At 46.2% G+C, this 17,884-nt stretch carries 13 protein-coding genes; 10 read left to right on the forward strand and 3 right to left on the reverse strand.

Translation table 11 applies throughout. The features are described from left to right. Window positions 1–5 precede the first annotated feature (5 nt). Window positions 6–1,535, reverse strand: coding sequence for a glutamate--tRNA ligase (gltX, locus tag W293_RS0115100; protein ID WP_025653223.1), 1,530 nt, complete (start codon window positions 1,533–1,535; stop codon window positions 6–8). Between the two features lie 383 nt (window positions 1,536–1,918). Between gltX and rsmH the strand changes: the two genes are divergently transcribed. The 7 genes from rsmH to W293_RS0115140 all read left to right on the forward strand — a co-directional run bounded on the left by rsmH (window position 1,919) and on the right by W293_RS0115140 (window position 11,679). Then, window positions 1,919–2,962 carry a 16S rRNA (cytosine(1402)-N(4))-methyltransferase RsmH gene (gene rsmH, locus W293_RS0115110; RefSeq protein ID WP_407074196.1) on the forward strand — a complete coding sequence of 348 codons (1,044 nt, stop codon included), beginning with the start codon at window positions 1,919–1,921 and terminating at the stop codon, window positions 2,960–2,962. A gap of 526 nt (window positions 2,963–3,488) precedes the next feature. Beyond that, on the forward strand, window positions 3,489–3,971 hold the full coding sequence (locus W293_RS0115115; protein WP_037025050.1) for a cell division protein FtsL: 483 nt from the start codon (window positions 3,489–3,491) through the stop codon (window positions 3,969–3,971). Further along, window positions 3,968–6,058 carry a peptidoglycan D,D-transpeptidase FtsI family protein gene (locus W293_RS0115120; protein ID WP_025653228.1) on the forward strand — a complete coding sequence of 697 codons (2,091 nt, stop codon included), beginning with the start codon at window positions 3,968–3,970 and terminating at the stop codon, window positions 6,056–6,058. Before W293_RS0115115 ends, W293_RS0115120 begins: the two co-directional genes overlap by 4 nt. Before the next feature lie 70 nt (window positions 6,059–6,128). Continuing rightward, window positions 6,129–7,838 carry a UDP-N-acetylmuramoyl-L-alanyl-D-glutamate--2,6-diaminopimelate ligase gene (locus W293_RS0115125; protein WP_025653230.1) on the forward strand — a complete coding sequence of 570 codons (1,710 nt, stop codon included), beginning with the start codon at window positions 6,129–6,131 and terminating at the stop codon, window positions 7,836–7,838. A 106-nt stretch (window positions 7,839–7,944) separates the two neighbouring features. Then, on the forward strand, window positions 7,945–9,396 hold the full coding sequence (locus W293_RS0115130) for a UDP-N-acetylmuramoyl-tripeptide--D-alanyl-D-alanine ligase (RefSeq protein WP_025653231.1): 1,452 nt from the start codon (window positions 7,945–7,947) through the stop codon (window positions 9,394–9,396). Between the two features lie 3 nt (window positions 9,397–9,399). Further along, window positions 9,400–10,518: a phospho-N-acetylmuramoyl-pentapeptide-transferase gene (gene mraY, locus W293_RS0115135; RefSeq protein ID WP_025653232.1), complete on the forward strand. Its 1,119-nt coding sequence runs from the start codon at window positions 9,400–9,402 to the stop codon at window positions 10,516–10,518. 174 nt (window positions 10,519–10,692) lie between these two features. Next, window positions 10,693–11,679 (forward strand): putative RNA methyltransferase, encoded by a 987-nt coding sequence (locus W293_RS0115140; protein ID WP_025653233.1) that lies wholly within the window; start codon window positions 10,693–10,695, stop codon window positions 11,677–11,679. 43 nt (window positions 11,680–11,722) lie between these two features. On the opposite strand, the gene cls is transcribed toward W293_RS0115140, so the two are convergent. Next, window positions 11,723–13,174, reverse strand: coding sequence for a cardiolipin synthase (gene cls, locus W293_RS0115145; protein WP_025653234.1), 1,452 nt, complete (start codon window positions 13,172–13,174; stop codon window positions 11,723–11,725). Window positions 13,175–13,421: 247 nt separating this feature from the next. Here cls and W293_RS0115150 point away from each other — a divergent pair, with 247 nt between their 5' ends. The 3 genes from W293_RS0115150 to W293_RS0115160 all read left to right on the forward strand — a co-directional run bounded on the left by W293_RS0115150 (window position 13,422) and on the right by W293_RS0115160 (window position 16,702). Then, window positions 13,422–15,182: a TrkH family potassium uptake protein gene (locus W293_RS0115150; RefSeq protein WP_025653235.1), complete on the forward strand. Its 1,761-nt coding sequence runs from the start codon at window positions 13,422–13,424 to the stop codon at window positions 15,180–15,182. A gap of 178 nt (window positions 15,183–15,360) precedes the next feature. Beyond that, window positions 15,361–16,062 (forward strand): potassium channel family protein, encoded by a 702-nt coding sequence (locus W293_RS0115155; protein WP_025653236.1) that lies wholly within the window; start codon window positions 15,361–15,363, stop codon window positions 16,060–16,062. 97 nt (window positions 16,063–16,159) lie between these two features. Next, window positions 16,160–16,702 (forward strand): DUF3124 domain-containing protein, encoded by a 543-nt coding sequence (locus W293_RS0115160; protein WP_025653237.1) that lies wholly within the window; start codon window positions 16,160–16,162, stop codon window positions 16,700–16,702. Between the two features lie 56 nt (window positions 16,703–16,758). Here the strand turns inward: W293_RS0115160 and W293_RS0115165 are convergent, their stop codons facing one another. Further along, window positions 16,759–17,547: a YdcF family protein gene (locus W293_RS0115165; RefSeq protein WP_025653238.1), complete on the reverse strand. Its 789-nt coding sequence runs from the start codon at window positions 17,545–17,547 to the stop codon at window positions 16,759–16,761. Window positions 17,548–17,884: the final 337 nt, after the last annotated feature.

Genomic DNA, 17,884 nt, shown 5'->3' on the forward strand with positions numbered 1-17,884 from the left:
CTAAACTATTCAGCCGCCAAAAAGTCTGGCAACTCAGCCGCTTGTTTCTCTAGTTTTTTAAGCTTCTTTTTACCCAAGCCGCCTAGTACATCAACCGCATGACGCAAGCGCGTCAACGTCATATCAGCACCGATAATCGCCATAGAGTTCATGACGGGTGTCGATGAGGTGCTACCAGCGATAGCGATAAAGAACGGTGCCATAAAGTCACGCATCTTAATATCGAGATGAGCCGCAAGCCCTTTTAAAGTGGCGTAGATATTTTCTTCTGACCACGTTGGCAAGACTTCTAGCTGCCATAATGACAGCTGAAGCATCTCGATAATTTGCTCAGGTGTCAATGACTTATGGGTGAAGCTTTCGGCATTAATATCTGGGAGATTTTGGAAATAAAAGCCGCCCCAATTGACTGCATCAGACAGTAGTTCGATACGTGGCTGAATGGCTGCTGCGATAGCCGTTAATTTATCGCTATTACTTGCCCAGTCGAGTATTTTATTTTTTAGCTCTTCAGGAGTAAGTGCACGTAGCCATTCGCTATTGACCCAATTAAGTTTCTCAATGTCGAAAATAGGGCCACCAAGCGATACACGCTGAATATCAAAGCTGGCAATCATCTCGTCCAAGGTGAATTTTTCTGCTTCGTCAGGCATGGAGTAGCCCATACGTCCAAGGTAATTCAGCAAAGCTTCAGGTAGTACGCCAGCATCACGATAATAGGTGATAGAGGTTGGGTTTTTACGCTTAGACAATTTTGATTTATCTGGGTTACGCAGCAGTGGCATATGGCAAAGCACCGGCATCTCCCAACCAAAATACTCATAAAGTAGCTGATGCTTCGGTGCAGAGTTCAGCCATTCCTCACCACGTAGTACATGGCTGATATCCATCAAGTGGTCATCGACAACGTTGGCTAAATGATAAGTCGGCATACCGTCGGTTTTTAGCAGCACTTGCATATCGACCTGCGTCCAAGGAATCTCAACGGTGCCGCGTAGCATGTCTTGTACCTGACAGACGCCTTCGCTTGGCACGCGCATACGAATCACGTGAGGCATGCCTGCTGCAACAAGTCCAAGAGCCTTTTCAGAGCTTAAATGTGCGCAGCGACCGTCATAGCGTGGCGTCTCGCCATTGGCCATTTGCTCAGCGCGCATGGTATCTAGCTCTTCGCTGGTACAAAAGCAGCGGAACGCATGATCGTTTTCTATCAGCTGCTCAGCATGTTTTTTGTAAATATCGCTACGCTCGCTCTGACGATAAGGCGCGTGCGGACCGCCGATGTCTGGACCTTCCGCCCAGTCAAGGCCGACCCAACGCAGCGCATCCAAAATCATTTTTTCAGATTGCTCCGTTGAGCGTGTTTGGTCGGTGTCTTCGATACGTAAAATAAATTCGCCGCCATGGGCTTTAGCGAAGGCTAAATTAAATAGGGCGATATAAGCAGTGCCGACATGAGGAAAGCCAGTCGGTGAGGGTGCAATGCGGGTACGAACAGGGCGTGTGCCGCTAGTAGAAGTCGATGGTTGCATCATAAAAATCTCAGAATAGGGTAGTTAATGAATAGGGCAGTGAAAAATGCTAATCAAAGCTTTGAACAAAAAATACGGATGAAACAATAGTCGTCAAGGTAGAAAAATAGCGTAAAATATAGCGCTAGTATAACAGAGAGATGGGATATTTTTAATGAAAAGCCCTTCTAGCGCTTGACTACCAGTGTATCCTTGCGATAATAATGCTAGGTAAGTCATAACTTGTTTATTTTCATCCGATTTTTTACTATTACTGGCCACGATGGTCGTCATCTACTGAGTTGTTTGTGTCATTATCAAAATCTAAGCCAAAGCCAAATGTTAACGCCAGTCCTGCTGCTACCGATAGCGCTGAGTCAGTGGTTAGCCGATCTTCTGTGGAAGACATTTCTGCGCAAGATTCTAGTCAAGGCCATAAAGTGTCGGATGAATTAAGTTTTGTCCACGATGCTGTGCTGCTACAAGAAGCGGTCGCGGCGGTGTTGGGTGTCAAATCACTGCCCAAGCAAACCGGCGACGCAGGACAAAACAGTGACAACCAAAGCAGCTTACGAATGAGCGGCATCTACGTCGATGCAACCTTTGGCCGTGGTGGCCATAGCCGCTTGCTATTAAGCCAGCTGGCTGACGATGCCACCTTGATTGTGTTTGATAAAGACCCAACAGCCATTAGTGTGGCGCGCGAACTAGCAAATACCGATAGTCGCGTAAAAGTGGTGCATGACAGCTTTGCGACCTTGACGGACAGCTTAGCCGCTATGGGTATCACTGAGGTCGATGGTCTGATGGCAGATTTGGGCATTTCTTCACCGCAAATTGATGATGGTAGTCGCGGTTTTAGCTTTATGCGCGATGGTGCGGTCGATATGCGCATGGATACCAGTCGTGGTCAATCCGTCGCTGAATGGCTTGCCAAAGTCGATGATGAAACCTTAGCCAATGTGCTTTATGAGTTTGGCGAAGAGCGTCACAGCCGTCGTATTGCACGTGCAATTAAGCAGATGGACAGTTTTGAGTCCACACTTGAGCTGGCAGAAGTGATAAAAGTGGCGCATCCAAACTGGCAGCGTGGTAAGCATCCAGCGACGCAGAGCTTTCAGGCGATGCGTATCTTCATTAACAATGAGCTTGGCGATGTCGATGATTTTTTAGCACAAAGCATCCCGATTCTAAAGTCAGGCGGGCAGCTGGCAGTCATTAGTTTTCATTCATTAGAGGATCGCCGCATTAAGCAATTTTTGCAGCGTCATAGTAAAGGGCAGTATCCAGAAGACGAGAATTTGCCGATGCCGCCTAAGCGTCCGCGTTATTTTAGCAAGCCAAAACGCGTGGGCCCTAGCAAAGATGAGGTGAGTCAAAATCCACGCTCACGTAGCGCATGGTTACGCATGGCGACTCGTACCGATACTGAGTATCAACAGACGCTATAGCAGTAAAAGCGTTTTTAGCCCATTTAGATCGCTATCAGTTGAATTCAGGACACACCCTAGTATGCTGTTTAGTGGATGTGACTAAATGTCTTAATGTTTACGCAACTGTTAAAAAGCTGTAAATATTATCTGCTAGGCTCAGCAGCTAGTTTTTTGTTTATGTCTGCGCTAATTTAGCGATGACCATTAGCTATTATTTTCTTTGTCAGCTTAGAGTAGAAGACAGTTATAGTCAGTAAAAAGTAATATCGAACCATCACGCACTGCTGATATCTATTTTTCTGGCTTGCTGTGCCTGCGCAGACAGAGGCGACAAAAAATTGATATCAGCAATAGCATCGCATTTTTAGGATATTTTGATTATAGCTTGTAGAGTAAAGGTCAATCATAGCGGGTTTTTACGGCTATCATTGCACAGCGCGTTTGATTTTATTTTTATTGAGGGTACTGATCAGGGATGAGATTTTCATAACCCTTATACAGTCGCCGCTCTTTTATATTTGAAGTTTACTTTTTTGAGATCGTCATGGCAATATCTGACAAACCTGCAAACCGTCGCGCCGCAATGGCCAATACCACTGATGTTGGCGAGCTATTCGTGCGCCGCTTTAATGTGGTCAGCATTTATGTGGCGGTGTTGTTGCTATTGGCAGCAGCCATCGTCTGGAGCGGTATCAAAACGGCTGAGGAAGTGCAGCAATATCATCAGGATTATAGAACCTTGCAAGGCATGAAAAAACAAGAACGCAAACTGCAAATTGAGCACCAGCGCCTATTAATTGAACAGCAAACCTTTAGTGCCACACCGCAAATTGCCAGTCGCGCCGTTGCCGAGCTTGGTATGTTTTCACCCACTCTTAAGGATAAGCTGATCATTCAGCCGGGTGCGGCCGTCGCATTGGCACCAGCCCAGCCAACTAGCGCAGAGCTGATTAGAGCCAATGATTCAGACGTTGTCGAAACCGATGCTCCCGTGAGCGACGCCAATCTTGCGGAGGCAGGACAATGAGTGATAAAAAGCCAAACGCCAATGGTGGTAAAACATCAGCAAAAAACCCCAGCAAAAAACCCGCCAGTGGTAAAGTAACCAAACCATTACGCCGAGCCAGTGCTGCCAAATCTGGGCAAACTGACAGCAAATCTTCAGACAATCGCAAAGCCAAGCTCTTTGGTCGCCTCAAAAAGAATGAAGATCAAGGCGCGTATACCAGTGTTAAAAACCGTAAAAAAATTGTATTTAATAAGGCTACTGGTGCCTCCTCTCGTGGCGGCTTTGAGTATGACAAAAACCGATTCCGTACCGTTTGGGGCGTGGCGCTTGTGGTGTTGGCGCTACTGATAGGGCGTGCCTACTATATCCAAGTGGCTAACGCACAGTTTTATCAAGATAAAGGTGACGAGCTTATCACCAGCGTACGGACGCAAAAATCCTATCGCGGTATGATTACCGATCGCAATAATTTACCCTTAGCTGTTAGTGCGCCGCTTGCGACTGTCTCCTTTAGTCCGCATGATTATTCGCGCGAATACTATGAGCTTAAACGTATCAAAATTACCAATCCGAATAGTCCACAGTTACAAGCGCGTATGCAAAAACGTCTGGATAATATGGATCTGACTCGGCTGGCAGCGGCCGCCAACATTCCGGTCAGTGAGCTAAAGAAAGTCACTTCTGTCGATGACAGTATTGATGTGACTGATGAAGAAGCGGTAAAAGCCGCCCTGCCATCGGGCGCAGGCTCGCATTATTTGCCACTACTCAACAAAGTCACGCCTGAAATAGCCGAAAGTGTCAGCTCGCTTGACTTCCCCGGCGTGTATGAGAAAAACTTCTTTCAGCGTTATTATCCGCAGCCACAACCAAACTCGCAGCTGTTGGGTTTTATGGGGCAAAATGCCAACGATCCTGAAGGTGGTTACGAAGGACGGGCAGGCATAGAGCGTCAATTCGAAAAAGAGCTGGCGGGTGATGATGGTAAAGTACTGGTACTCAAAGACGCCAAACAAAACAGCCTAAAAGAGATTAAACAGATTGAGCCAGAAATACCTGGCAAAGATGTGGCGTTGACCATTGATTCGCGTCTACAGTATCTGCTCTATAAAGAACTAGAGAAAGTAGGACGTGTGCAAAAAGCGCGCTGGTCAACTGGTATGGTCGTCGATGTACAAACTGGCGAAGTGTTGGCACTATCGACATGGCCATCATTTAACTCCAATAACCTGAATGAGATGACTGGTGAAAACCAGCGTAACCGTGCGCTCCTCGATGTATTTGAGCCGGGTTCAGTCATGAAGCCATTTACCGTGGCTGCGGCTCTCAATTCGGGCAAATACACACCGACTACTTTAATTGATACCAATCCGGGCTCAATTCGTGTGCGTGGCTATACCATTCGTGATCATAATAATTTGGGCACCATCAATCTTGCCACACTCCTACAAAAATCAAGTAACGTGGCCTCGACCAAGATAGCCTTATCTTTGCCCGCTGATGCCATTACCAATATGCAAAAGCAATTTGGCTTCGGTGCAAAGACACCGCTACAGTTCCCAGCGGAAGGCAGTGGGCTTGTGGTTACACCGGAAGAAAAAGAGACCTCGCGTCGTGCAACGATCAGTTATGGTTATGGTATGGAGGCGACTGTAGCGCAGGTGGCGCAGGCTTATTCGGCATTAGCGGCAGGCGGAGTCATGCATCCTCTAACCTTGGTTAAGAGCGACAAAGTACAACCAAGCAAACGCATCATGGCGCACGAACAAGCCATGTCTATTGTCCAGATGTTAGAGAGCGTCACCGAAGAGGGTGGTACCGCCAAAGCAGCGGCGATTGATGGCTATCGAGTGGCGGGTAAAACAGGGACGTCGCGTCGTATCAACCCAAAAGGTGGTTATTATACCGATCAGTATCGCAACGTCTTTGCGGGCATGGCACCAGCATCAAACCCAAGACTGGTCGGTGTTATCTTAGTAGAAGACCCTCGAGGGCTGCATTATGCTGGTCTGACAGCGGCGCCCGTATTCCATAACGTCATGAAAGAAGCGCTACGTCTCTATAATGTGCCATTAGATAAACCCTTAAAAACTGAAGCCCAGTAGGCATGGATATGGATATTTACGTATTCAGCTATTAATGATTTGATTTGTTTTAACCGATTAGGATTTGCTCATGACCATGCTCAACTCATCGCTGACCAGTGCCACTGTTACCCTGCAACAGCTTATAAATGCTAGCAATTGTAATAGTCATCATCTAGCGCAGGCATTATCAGCAATGAGAATAGCAGCAGATAAAACATTAACGAACCAATCAGCCTCCAATCAACGACTTACGCTTGTCAATTTACCGTTTCAGCAGTTTCGTTTAGACAGCCGTCAGGTAGCGTCAAATGACGTGTTTGTACTACTAAAGAGCCATACACCAAACTGCCAAAAAAGCCGTGATTACCTTTATCAAGCCGCTAAAAATGCGGCTTTTATCCTATCAGAAATCGATCCTATCGCCTTGCTTGCCACGGCTAATGTGCCGCCACATGCTAATATTGAATTGATTGATAATGCTCAAGCTACGGCGCAGCAGCAATTAGATTCCTTGCCTTGCCCCGTCGTATACGCGCCCAACATCCGTGACTTTTTGGGTGACTTAATTCAAGCGCGTTTGCAGCATCAGCAGCCCGTAACATTACCAGCAGTGGTGGCGGTGACGGGCACCAATGGCAAAACCACCATCAGTCAACTGGTGGCGCAATTAACCCAGCTGACTGGCATGAGCAGCGCCGTCATGGGTACGGCAGGTAATGGTAGGCTTGGCACTTTGGTACAAGCCAGTCATACCACGGGCGATGCCTTAGCGGTTCAGCAATTTCTATATCAAATGGGTCGCGAAGGGGCACAGCTACTGGCGTTAGAGGCCAGCTCACATGGTTTGGATCAGCAGCGTTTGCAAGGCATGCCGGTGTCGGTGGCAATTTATACCAATCTTAGCCGTGACCACTTAGACTATCATGCCGATATGGCAGAGTACGCGGCAGCCAAAGCCAAACTGTTTGATAAAGCACACTTCCCAGATTTGACTCACGCCATTGTCAACATCGACGATGAGCATGCGCAGATTATGCTGGATACCGCCCATGCTAGTGAATTGACGGTTTGGACCTATAGTTTGGATGCTACAAAAACGGCTACCTTTGTCGCTGCTAAAATTAAGCCCAGCTTACAAGGTGTCGAGATTAGCCTGCGTACAGATTTTGGCGATGGTAACGTTAATAATTTAGATATCGTCAGTCCATTACTTGGACGTTTTAACGTGGCGAATTTGCTTGCGGCTATGGCAGCTGCCGTAGCTTTAGAGATCAGTTTGGAGCGTATTGCGCCAGTCGTGCCACAGCTACAAGGTGCCGTAGGTCGTATGCAACGTGTGCCATCTAATGATGGTTGTTTTATCGTTGATTATGCGCATACGCCCGACGCCTTAAGTCAGGTATTAGCCAGTCTTAAAACCCATTGTAAGGGTCAATTATGGGCGGTATTTGGCTGCGGTGGCGACCGTGATGCTGGCAAGCGCCCATTGATGGCGCAAGCGGGGCTGGCAGGCGCGGATCAAGTGATTCTAACGGCAGACAATCCTCGCACTGAAGATCCACAGGCGATTTTGCAAGATATGCAAGCAGGTATGAGTGCGGAGCAATATCAGCGTACCCATATCGAACCAGCACGGCAAAAAGCGATTGAATATGCCGTCAATCAAGCGGCTGCCGATGATATTGTGGTCATCGCTGGCAAGGGTCATGAGACTTATCAAGAAATCAATAATGTCCGTTATGATTTTGACGACAGTATTATTTTACAAAACGCCCTAGAGCATGCTGGCCGCGTATAAAAAAGTGCTGTCTGAGTGTTTAGCAACACTAATTTTTAATAATATTTATAAGTTTTAACATGCAGTTATAAAAAATAAGTAATCATCATATAAGGTAATCACTACTATGACAGCCGACAACGATAACACCATACAGTCGCAAGGGCTGTATGTCTGGCAGGCAGGTAATCTGCTTACAGCAACAGCGGCGCTTGATAGTCACTGGCAGCTAGATGCAGGACAGCTAAGTGAAGAACAAGCAGGATCGAGCAATGATGTTACGAGCACGCGCATTGCCACTGATACCCGCACGATAAAATCCGGTGATATCTTTTTGGCCTTAAAGGGTGACAATTTTGACGGTCACGATTATATCGCTACTGCTATGAAACAAGGTGCGGTTGCTGCTATCGTCTCACGGCCAATCTCTACCAATATCCCGCAGCTAGTCGTGAGCGATACCCGTTTAGCGCTAGGGCAATTGGCTGCGTATCGTCGTCAACAGCATCAAAATTTAACCGTCATTGCTATTACTGGCTCTAGTGGTAAGACCACCTGTAAAGAGATGCTTGGAAGTATCTTCGGCAGATTAGCACCGACGCTCATCACTCGTGGCAATCTCAATAACGACTTGGGTGTACCGATGATGCTGCTCGAATTATCCGATCACCATCGCTATGCCATCTTAGAGTTGGGCGCCAATCATATTGGTGAGATTGCCTATACCACTGAGATTGTCCGTCCGGATGTGGCTTGTATTCTGAACATCGGCACGGCGCATCTGGGTGAGTTTGGTAGCCGCGAAGGGATTTGCCAGACCAAGGCAGAGATTTATCATACCTTGAATGATGCACAATTTGCGATCGTTCCAGATAAAGATGACTTTACCAATCAATTACGCCGTATTGCTGAAAAGCATACCTCACATGTCATTGGCTTTGGTAATACCGATGTCAGCGCCAGTCACTTAGATGTCGAGCCTGAGCGCAGTGAGTTTAAGCTACACATTGGCAACCAAGTCCATGATATTAGCTTGCCACTAGCAGGGGAGCATAACGTCAATAATGCTTTGGCGGCGGCGGCTTGTGCTCATGCCTTGAATATCGACGTCGATGACATTGTAATCGGACTTGAGAATGCGCGTCCCGCTAAAGGCCGCTTGAACAGTCAGCTGCTCGGTATGCATCGCCTGATTGATGATACTTATAATGCCAATCCACATTCAGTGCGCGCCGCTGCTAAGGTATTGGCGGCGCAAACTGGTACGCAGGTGATGGTGCTAGGAGATATTGCTGAATTGGGTGAGGCGGCGGTGAGCGAGCATCAAAGCTTGGGTCGTACTATCGCAACCACAGGCATCAATGTGCTGCTATGTGTTGGTGAGTACGCGCCTTATACTGTGGCTGGGGCGCAAGAGATTTCTGAGATTAGTGCGCATGCATTCGCTGATAAAGAGAGTCTGCTGCAGTATTTACAGTCTTACTTGCAAGCGCAACAGGCTGAGCCTTGTACGGTGTTGTTCAAAGGCTCTCGTTCCATGCAAATGGAAACACTTATTCATGCGCTAGTAGAGGAGTAGGCGGTGTTAGTTTGGTTGTTTGGCTGGCTTGGCCAGTATTATACACCGTTTTCTGCGGTTTCTTCGTTGACGCTACGAGCGTTACTTGCGGTCGTCACAGCACTGGCATTTAGTATGTTTTTAGGCGGACCGGTCATCAGACGTCTACGGGCACTAAAGTATGGTCAGGCCATTCGTAATGATGGTCCGCAGTCGCATTTGGCAAAGACTGGTACACCGACCATGGGCGGGGTATTGATTTTGAGCGCCATCGGGGTATCGACCTTACTGTGGGCACGCCTTAACAATCCTTATGTGTGGATTTTGCTGATCGTGATGATTATCTTTGGCGCGGTTGGCTGGGCTGATGATTGGCTCAAAATCAAATATAAAAACCCCAAAGGTTTGATTGCTCGCAAAAAATACTTTTGGTTGTCGATGGGAGCATTGTTCGTCGGTGTGTCTTTATATTATATCGCCACCTTGCAACCGGACATCGCCACCACCCGCGAGATGCAGGATTTATTAATACCCATTTTTAAGGATTGGATGATTCCGTTTTCAGCCGTACCTTTTGGTATTGGCTTTATTATCTTTACCTATTTTGTGATTAATGGCGCTTCCAATGCTGTCAACTTGACCGATGGCTTAGATGGTTTGGCGATTTTGCCCGTTGTATTAGTTGCAGCTGGTTTAGGCGCGATGGCTTATGTCTCGGGTGACGTACGCTTTGCCGATTATTTGCATGTCCCTTATATTGCCTATAACTCTGAAGTGATTATTGTCTGTGGTTCGATGATTGGTGCTGGTCTTGGCTTCTTATGGTTTAATGCGCATCCCGCGCAAGTCTTTATGGGGGATGTGGGTGCACTTGCCCTCGGTGCGATGCTCGGTACGATTGCCGTCATGACCCGCCAAGAGATTGCTTTTGCCATTATGGGTGGTCTATTTGTCGCCGAGGCACTATCGGTTATGCTGCAAGTTGGCTCCTATAAACTGCGCAAAAAACGTGTCTTTCGGATGGCGCCATTGCATCATCATTTTGAAGAAATTGGCTGGAAAGAAACACAAGTGGTCGCTAGATTTTGGATTATCGCCATTTTATTGGTCATACTTGGTTTGATGACATTGAAGCTGCGCTAAAATAGTATTAACCTAGGTGCTGTAGTAAATAAGTATTTATGTGATTAAAAAAGTCATCTCAGCAATCACTGAGGTGGCTTTTTGTTTTTCTTAGACCTTTTTTTAACTGCTTCTTTTATCCATTAACCTGCGCAATTTTTGTTAAAATGGCAGCCATATTGCGATGATCTTGAGATGCTTGTGTCCTTATTTATTTGTCCCCTTTGTCAGTCACCTCTGCAGCCTGCCGCCGATACGTGGCGCTGTGATGGTAGTTTAAACCCTAAGCAAACCACCCATCCGTTTGATGTGGCGCGTCAAGGGTATGTCAATCTACTGCCTGTGCAACAAAAAAAATCCAAAGCACCGGGCGACAGTCAGCAATCTATTGAAGCGCGCAAGCGGTTTTTAGCAGCTGGACATTATGAGCCGCTACAGACAGTGATCTGTCAGCAAATGGAACAATTATTAGCGCAAAACGAGGTCATCTCTGAGCCAATTACTGCATCAATCACTTCATCAGCAAACGCTCAGGATAAAAACCCTGTCAACTGGTTGGATATCGGCTGCGGGGAAGGCTATTACACGCAGGCGATGGTGCAGATGGGCTCAGATAGTATCACTACTTTGATAGCGGCTGATATCAGCAAGCCCGCGTTGGTTGAATTGGCTAAAGTGAGCAAAGCAGCCAGTCAGCTGTGGTATCAACAACATAAAGACGAAGCGGAAAAGACGACGGTGATTTACCCATTGGTCACCAGTGCGGCACATCTACCACTGCGTACTCATAGCGTCACGGGCATCAGCAGTATTTTTAGCCCTATTTTGCCTGAGGCATTTAATGAAGTCTTGATTGATAAGGGCTACCTAATCATTGCCAAGCCCGATGTCGGGCATTTGGCAACGATGCGCGATGCACTATTTGATAGCGTGCGCGAGCATGATTCTGATAAGTTTTTGCAGGAGTTGGCGCCATACTTTACGTTGATAGAGACGCATCGCGTCAGTACCAAAATGACATTATCAGCGTCTGACTTGGCTGATTTGCTGACCATGACCCCTTATGCCTACCGTGCCCGTAGCGAAAAAAGACAAGCGTTACTGGCAGCGGTTGAACAACAAGCATTTAGTACCGAAGCAAAATTTGTGGTCTATGTTTTGCAAAAAAGCGCTGATAAATAGCGCTGATAAATAATGAGGACACACTCTAGCATCCAACCGTTATTTATAAGATGGGCCCCATGGTAGCAACAATATTGTGCCAAATTCTATAGGGTAGCGGCCAGTTTTCGACCTCCTCGCGTGTCACTTCATCAGAGTCAGCGATATATTGAGACTGGCGTTCCATGATGTCAGTGGTTAAGGCGCTATCGCTAAAGACAATATTGTTTTCATAATTTAAATCAAAGCTGCGCAAATCTAAGTTGGTCGAGCCAATTAAGCTTAGCTGGCCATCGACGGTCAAGGTCTTCGCATGTAGCAATCCCGGCTTGTACTCATAAATTTTTACTCCTGCTTCTAGTAATTGCCAATAATAACTGCGGCTGGTCGCAGCGACTACTAAGGAGTCGTTGTGTTTGGGGAAGATCATTGTGACCTTTACGCCGCGATAGGCGGTGGCGCACAAGACATTGATTAGGGAATAATCTGGGACAAAGTAAGGGGTTGAGATGGTCAGGGTTTGCTGGGCTTGGCTAATAAGCGCGCCTAAAAATTGTGGCGTTGCGCCCGAGCGTTGGGTAGGACCATCGGCAAAGACTTGTGCGGCGAAGCCTGTAGAGGCTGATGAGTCTGGTTGTGCGGTAGGATAACAAAAGCTTTCGACCGCTGTGTCGGGGTTTTCAATCAGCCAATCACTGGCGAAAAGCATCTGGTTCTGTGCCACTACTGGTCCTTCAACGCGCAGCATGATGTCGACCCACGGGGCAAAATTGGGCTTTACGCGAAACTCAGGATCTGCGCAGTTGCGACTACCAGAGTAGCCAATGTTGCCATCGATCACGGTGATCTTTCGGTGATTGCGCAGATCAATTCGGCTAAATAATAATACCTTTATAAGATTGCTAATCGGTAGAGCCACGCTGACTTGCACGCCAGCATTTTTCATTTCTTGCCATATCTTTGAGCCCACCATTTTGCGTGAGCCCATGCCATCGACCATCGCTCGACAAGTCACACCGCGCCGTGCTGCGCGCATTAGCGCTTGGGCGATATCGATACCTGTGCCATCAATCAGCCAAATATAATACAGCACATGAATATGATCGGTTGCCGCCTCAAAATCCGCTAGCATTCGTTTGTGGGTTTCAGCCGCATCCGCCATTAGTTCCGCATGATTGCCCACGGTAGTATGAAAGCCTGTGACGTTCGCAGAGTAAGCAAACGCTGCTTGATACTCAGGTTTTATCGCTTGCGTTAAAGCCGCGTCGCTACCGAACACTTCAGGATTGTGAGTATGCAGTTTATTAATAATTTGCTCATGCTGGCGGTTAAAGTTACGCCCTAAATGTATCTCACCAAACATCCAGTAAACCACGACGCCGACATAAGGCAATATAAACAGCACCACCATCCATGCTAGCCTAGCCGATGAGGTCAAATCATGACGCGAGAGTATCCGTAAGGATATCAGCACGAGTAATATAAAATGAATGGTTAATAAGATGTCCAGTACCATGGCGTCGTCCTTTGTGATTATTGTTATGCAGGGTGCTGCAGCCTTTATTTAATAATCCGTACTTTATCATGGCATCTCATTTCGACCGTAGCCAACTTGTCATCAGATTGTCATCAATACGGTCAGTCCATTTAATCACTTTCGATAATTCGTTCATAACTGGTTACGATTTTCTAAAATCAGTTTTAGTTAATAGTCAAAAAAAGGAGTATAAATATCGTGGTTATTCCTCTCATGGACTCAGGCTATGCACGCCGCCATACGCTATCGATTACTTAATAATTTTACGATTTTTATTAGCATCATTGGGGTCGCAGTGGCGCTTCTCGATAGTGGTTTTACGCTACCGAACTGGCTACAGCATGTTTTTCATCTCTTTTATTTGCTCATTATCTTTTTAGGTTTTATCGTCACGGCAGGGCGTTACCTCTATAGCAAAAAACCGCTAACGATTAACAAAGTGGCTGTCTTTGACTTGTTGACCAGTATCGCTATCGTCATTTTACTCGTGGCGCATTTCACCGATTTAATACGCTCAGGCTTGGCGGTTTCCGTTGATGGCTTTGTTGCGATTAAGGTTGCGGTACTAGTGACCTTTATCCGTGAAATCTCTGATCACGACTTCAATCTCGACCGTACTTTTTTGAACCCAGCCCAATTCTTTATTCTAAGTTTTTTGTCGGTGGTACTGGTTGGCGCTTTGCTATTAATGATGCCCAACGCGACGACCCAGCCTTTATCATTTATCGATGCATTATTTACTGCGACCAGTGCGGTGTGTGTTACTGGGCTTATCGTGGTAGACACCGCGACCTATTACACGACCTTTGGCCAAGTCATTATTATGGGTCTGATCCAAATAGGCGGTCTCGGGATTTTGACCTTTGTCACATATTTTAGCTATTTCTTTAAGGGCGGTGTCAGCTACGAGACTCAGCTGAGCATCAGTGAGATGTCCTATATGCGCGGTACGGGTAATGTGGTGGCAACCCTCAAATCTATCTTATATGTCACCTTTGCTGTTGAGGCGTTGGCGGCGGCATTCATTTACGCCAGTATTTACAATTTACCCGGCATGGACGTATCCGAGCGCTTATTTTTTTCCATTTTCCATGCGGTTTCGGCTTTTTGTAATGCCGGATTTTCTACTTTTAGTGCGGGCTTATATGATGACGCGCTGCGCTTTAATTATCCTCTGCAGCTGATTATTGGCATTACCTTTATCTTTGGCGGTATGGGCTTTGTGATTGTGGTCAATGTGCTGCGGTATTTACGCTATCGTGCCCAGCGCCTGATATATTGTCGCAATCAGCGCTACGCTTATCGCCCGTGGCTGCTCAATATCAATAGCCGAATCACTCTGATTACCACGGGTGCACTGTTGCTAGTCGGACTCATTGGGGTCATGTTGTTTGAATATAATGGCGTGTTGGCTGACCATGGCAGTTTTTATGGCAAGTTAGTGACAGGGATATTTACCGCTGCCACCCCGCGAACCGCTGGGTTTAATAGCATTGATATGGGTGACCTAGCCTTTCCGACGATTATGTTGACGATTTTTTTGATGTGGATTGGCGCGTCACCGAACTCGACGGGCGGTGGTATCAAAACCAGCACCTTTGCCATTGCGCTATTAAATACCTTGAGTTTGGCGCGTGGGCAGACGAGAGTAGAAGTCTTCAAACGGGAAATCGCTGAGATTTCGATTCGTCGTGCCTTTTCTATCATGTGGCTGTCGTTATTGGTCATTGGGACTGGGGTGACGCTCATCAGTTATGATCAACCTGAGCTGGATTTGATTAAAGTGGTTTTTGAGTGCTTTTCTGCTTATAGCACCGTCGGTTTGAGTTTGAATTTGACCACCGAGTTGTCGGATTTTAGCAAAATGGTGATTTCGGTGATTATGTTCGTTGGACGGGTGGGCATGTTAACCCTGTTTATCGCCTTACTCAAAAACATGCGCGAGCGTAACTATCGCTATCCCACGGAAGAGATTACTATTAACTAAGTGCTATTAACTAAGTGCTATTAACTAAGTGCTATTAACTAAGTGCTATTAACTAAGTGCTATTAACTAAGTGCTATTAAATGATTTCTTGCTAATTGAACCTGTTAACTAAGATTTTGTTAATTAAAGTTCTATTACCTCAAGTGTGGCACTATTATTAAGGCACAAAAAGGACAATATGAAATATATCATCGTAGGATTGGGGAACTTTGGCTCGTCGCTGGGTATAGCGTTGACCAGTCAAGGTCACGAAGTAATTGCTATCGATAGCAGTATGCAAAAAGTCGAGGCTTATAAAGAAGTCATCTCGCATACCGTCTGTATGGATGCCACCGACGAGTATACCGTCACCGGTTTACCCATTATCGATACCGATATCGTCGTGGTCGCAATCGGCGAAGACCAAGGCGCAAATGTCATGGCAACGGCGCTATTTAAGACCTTAAAAGCACGGCGCTTGATCAGCCGCAGTATCAATCCATTGCACCAAAAAGTGCTGCAAGCCATCGGTGTGGACGATCTTATTTTGCCCGAAAAAGAAGCCGCCGACCGCTGGGCAAAACGCTTGTCACTGCGCTACTTTGTAGATTCGTTTGAGCTTACCGATCATTTTAGTATCGTTGAGCTTAGTATTCCAAACGCCTTGATTGGAAAGACCGTCGACGACTTACAGCTTGAGCAAAAATTCAATATTCGATTGCTTAGTACCATGCGCTATGAGTATTATGAAGATAGCTTTGGACGTACGCAACGTAAGCCAAGTATCGAAGGATTGGCCGAGCCTGAGCAGGTGCTACAAGATAAAGATGTCTTGATAATCTATGGCGCAAACAAGCATATTAACCAGTTTTTGCGTAGCGTTGGGGTAAAAGTGCAGTAGCGGGCTAAATCTAAATAAGGGGTATATTGTCTACCTATTAATGACGACATAAGCGTTATTTAAATAGCCGCGCTATGACATTATAAAAGGGAAAGTTATGAATAAGCGTCACATATCCATCCTAATGCTTGCCATGACGGCACTATTATCAGGCTGTGATCAATCGTCGCAAGACCCGAATGTCATGCTGTCAGAAGGGCAAAAAGACCCAATCAAACAGCTGGAGATCACCTCAAAAATTGATCATAGTAAACTTGGCTATCAGCAAACCTTTTATGTGCCGATTTACTCTGACATTTATACCGATAGAGACAATCGTAAGGTCTTGCTGTCTGCGACTTTGAGTGTGCGTAATACCACCTTAAAAAAATCACTTTATATCAATAAAATCGATTACTACGATACCCGTGGGGCTTTCGTAAAATCATATCTGAATAAACCTATCGAGCTACCAGCAATGGGCACGCTCAATTATATTGTCGAAAAAGAAGAAGACAAAGGCGGCTCTGGAGCTAACTTCATCATTGAAGTCGAAGGTATTGATGAGACCGTCGCCCCAGTCATTGAGGCGGTGATGATAGGCAACTTTAGCAATAAAGCCTTTGCCTTTACCACGCAAGGCACGCCAGTTATACATTGATAAATGCTATATTACTAAAGGCTTACTTATAAGGGCTGTGAAGTGCTGTGAGCTTTTTAATACTCCCCCAACAGCCAACCACTGGCAAAGGCAAAATATTCTCGAAACCATGCATTATAACGAATGGATAAAGGGGTCGGGCTAGCCACCGTAATTGGCTGTTGATAGCCTTGATGCCTTGCAATGGCTGCTGCCCGAATGGTATGAAAATCACTGGTCACGATAGCGATAGGGGCGCTGCTAGAGATATCATGTGCTGCTAATAGGGTTTGGCTATTGCGTAAGTTCTCCTCGGTACTGGTGCTTTTGCCCTCTTGTAAGATACGCTCGAATGAGATGTCATGCGCGTCATTTAGATAAGTCGCCATGATGTCGGCCTCACTACGCGTCCGCTGAAAACCAACCCCGCCACTGGTTACTACCAGCGCGTTTGACTGAGCATTGATAATGGGTACAGCGGTATCCAAACGCTTGGCAAGCGTTGGCGTGGGCTTACCAGCCACCGTACCGGAGCCTAGTATAATAATCGCTGCCACTGCAGGCGCAGGTTGTTTGCTCTGCTTAATCTGCTGCTGCAGTGACCAAACAAACACCATAAAGCTGATAAGCCATAGGATAAATAAGCCCCATAAGCCATACCATACTCGCTTAAATAGAGGGTGATGCCTGATGAAACGGCGAATTCGTTCCCAGTAAATGCCATGAATGACAAAAATTACGCCAATAATAAATGGCACTACTGAGCCAAAGTTAATCTTGCCAATAATCATCAATACAGCGCAGTCTATGGTGATGATGATACCGACAATGAGTAGGAGTATACGGGTGAGTAAGGTTTTGGACATAGCTGAAAACTGCTTGTGTTTAATGAACTGCAAGATAATTATAATACCAACGATATAATCCTTGAGCTAGCTACCGTTAACTTAGATTTTTAGTAAAATATAATATTTTGATTATAAGATATTGACGGATGAGCTGTTTAAGACCCATCAGCGCTCATGAAGATAGGGCATTCATGTCGATGACAGTAGTGGCTGATACTCAAAAAATAGCAGCTGGGATACTGAGAAAAAACAGCGAGGCGTCCAGTAAAGGCGCGGGCGGGGTTTAGTAAATAAGTTTAAATAGGAATAACTAGAAAAATCAGGCAAGATAAAGTTAAGCGTTATTGCTTAACAC

The organism is Psychrobacter sp. TB67 (genome assembly GCF_000511065.1).
GTDB classification, from domain to species: domain Bacteria; phylum Pseudomonadota; class Gammaproteobacteria; order Pseudomonadales; family Moraxellaceae; genus Psychrobacter; species Psychrobacter okhotskensis.

Coding starts and splice junctions, on each gene's coding strand:
- cls (WP_025653234.1), bottom strand. CDS start 13,174: ATGGTACTGGACATCTTATTAACCATTCATTTTATATTACTCGTGCTG.
- W293_RS0115165 (WP_025653238.1), bottom strand. CDS start 17,547: ATGTCCAAAACCTTACTCACCCGTATACTCCTACTCATTGTCGGTATC.
- W293_RS0115150 (WP_025653235.1), top strand. CDS start 13,422: ATGCACGCCGCCATACGCTATCGATTACTTAATAATTTTACGATTTTT.
- W293_RS0115115 (WP_037025050.1), top strand. CDS start 3,489: ATGGCAATATCTGACAAACCTGCAAACCGTCGCGCCGCAATGGCCAAT.
- W293_RS0115120 (WP_025653228.1), top strand. CDS start 3,968: ATGAGTGATAAAAAGCCAAACGCCAATGGTGGTAAAACATCAGCAAAA.
- W293_RS0115140 (WP_025653233.1), top strand. CDS start 10,693: ATGCTTGTGTCCTTATTTATTTGTCCCCTTTGTCAGTCACCTCTGCAG.
- gltX (WP_025653223.1), bottom strand. CDS start 1,535: ATGATGCAACCATCGACTTCTACTAGCGGCACACGCCCTGTTCGTACC.
- W293_RS0115130 (WP_025653231.1), top strand. CDS start 7,945: ATGACAGCCGACAACGATAACACCATACAGTCGCAAGGGCTGTATGTC.
- W293_RS0115155 (WP_025653236.1), top strand. CDS start 15,361: ATGAAATATATCATCGTAGGATTGGGGAACTTTGGCTCGTCGCTGGGT.
- W293_RS0115125 (WP_025653230.1), top strand. CDS start 6,129: ATGACCATGCTCAACTCATCGCTGACCAGTGCCACTGTTACCCTGCAA.
- W293_RS0115160 (WP_025653237.1), top strand. CDS start 16,160: ATGAATAAGCGTCACATATCCATCCTAATGCTTGCCATGACGGCACTA.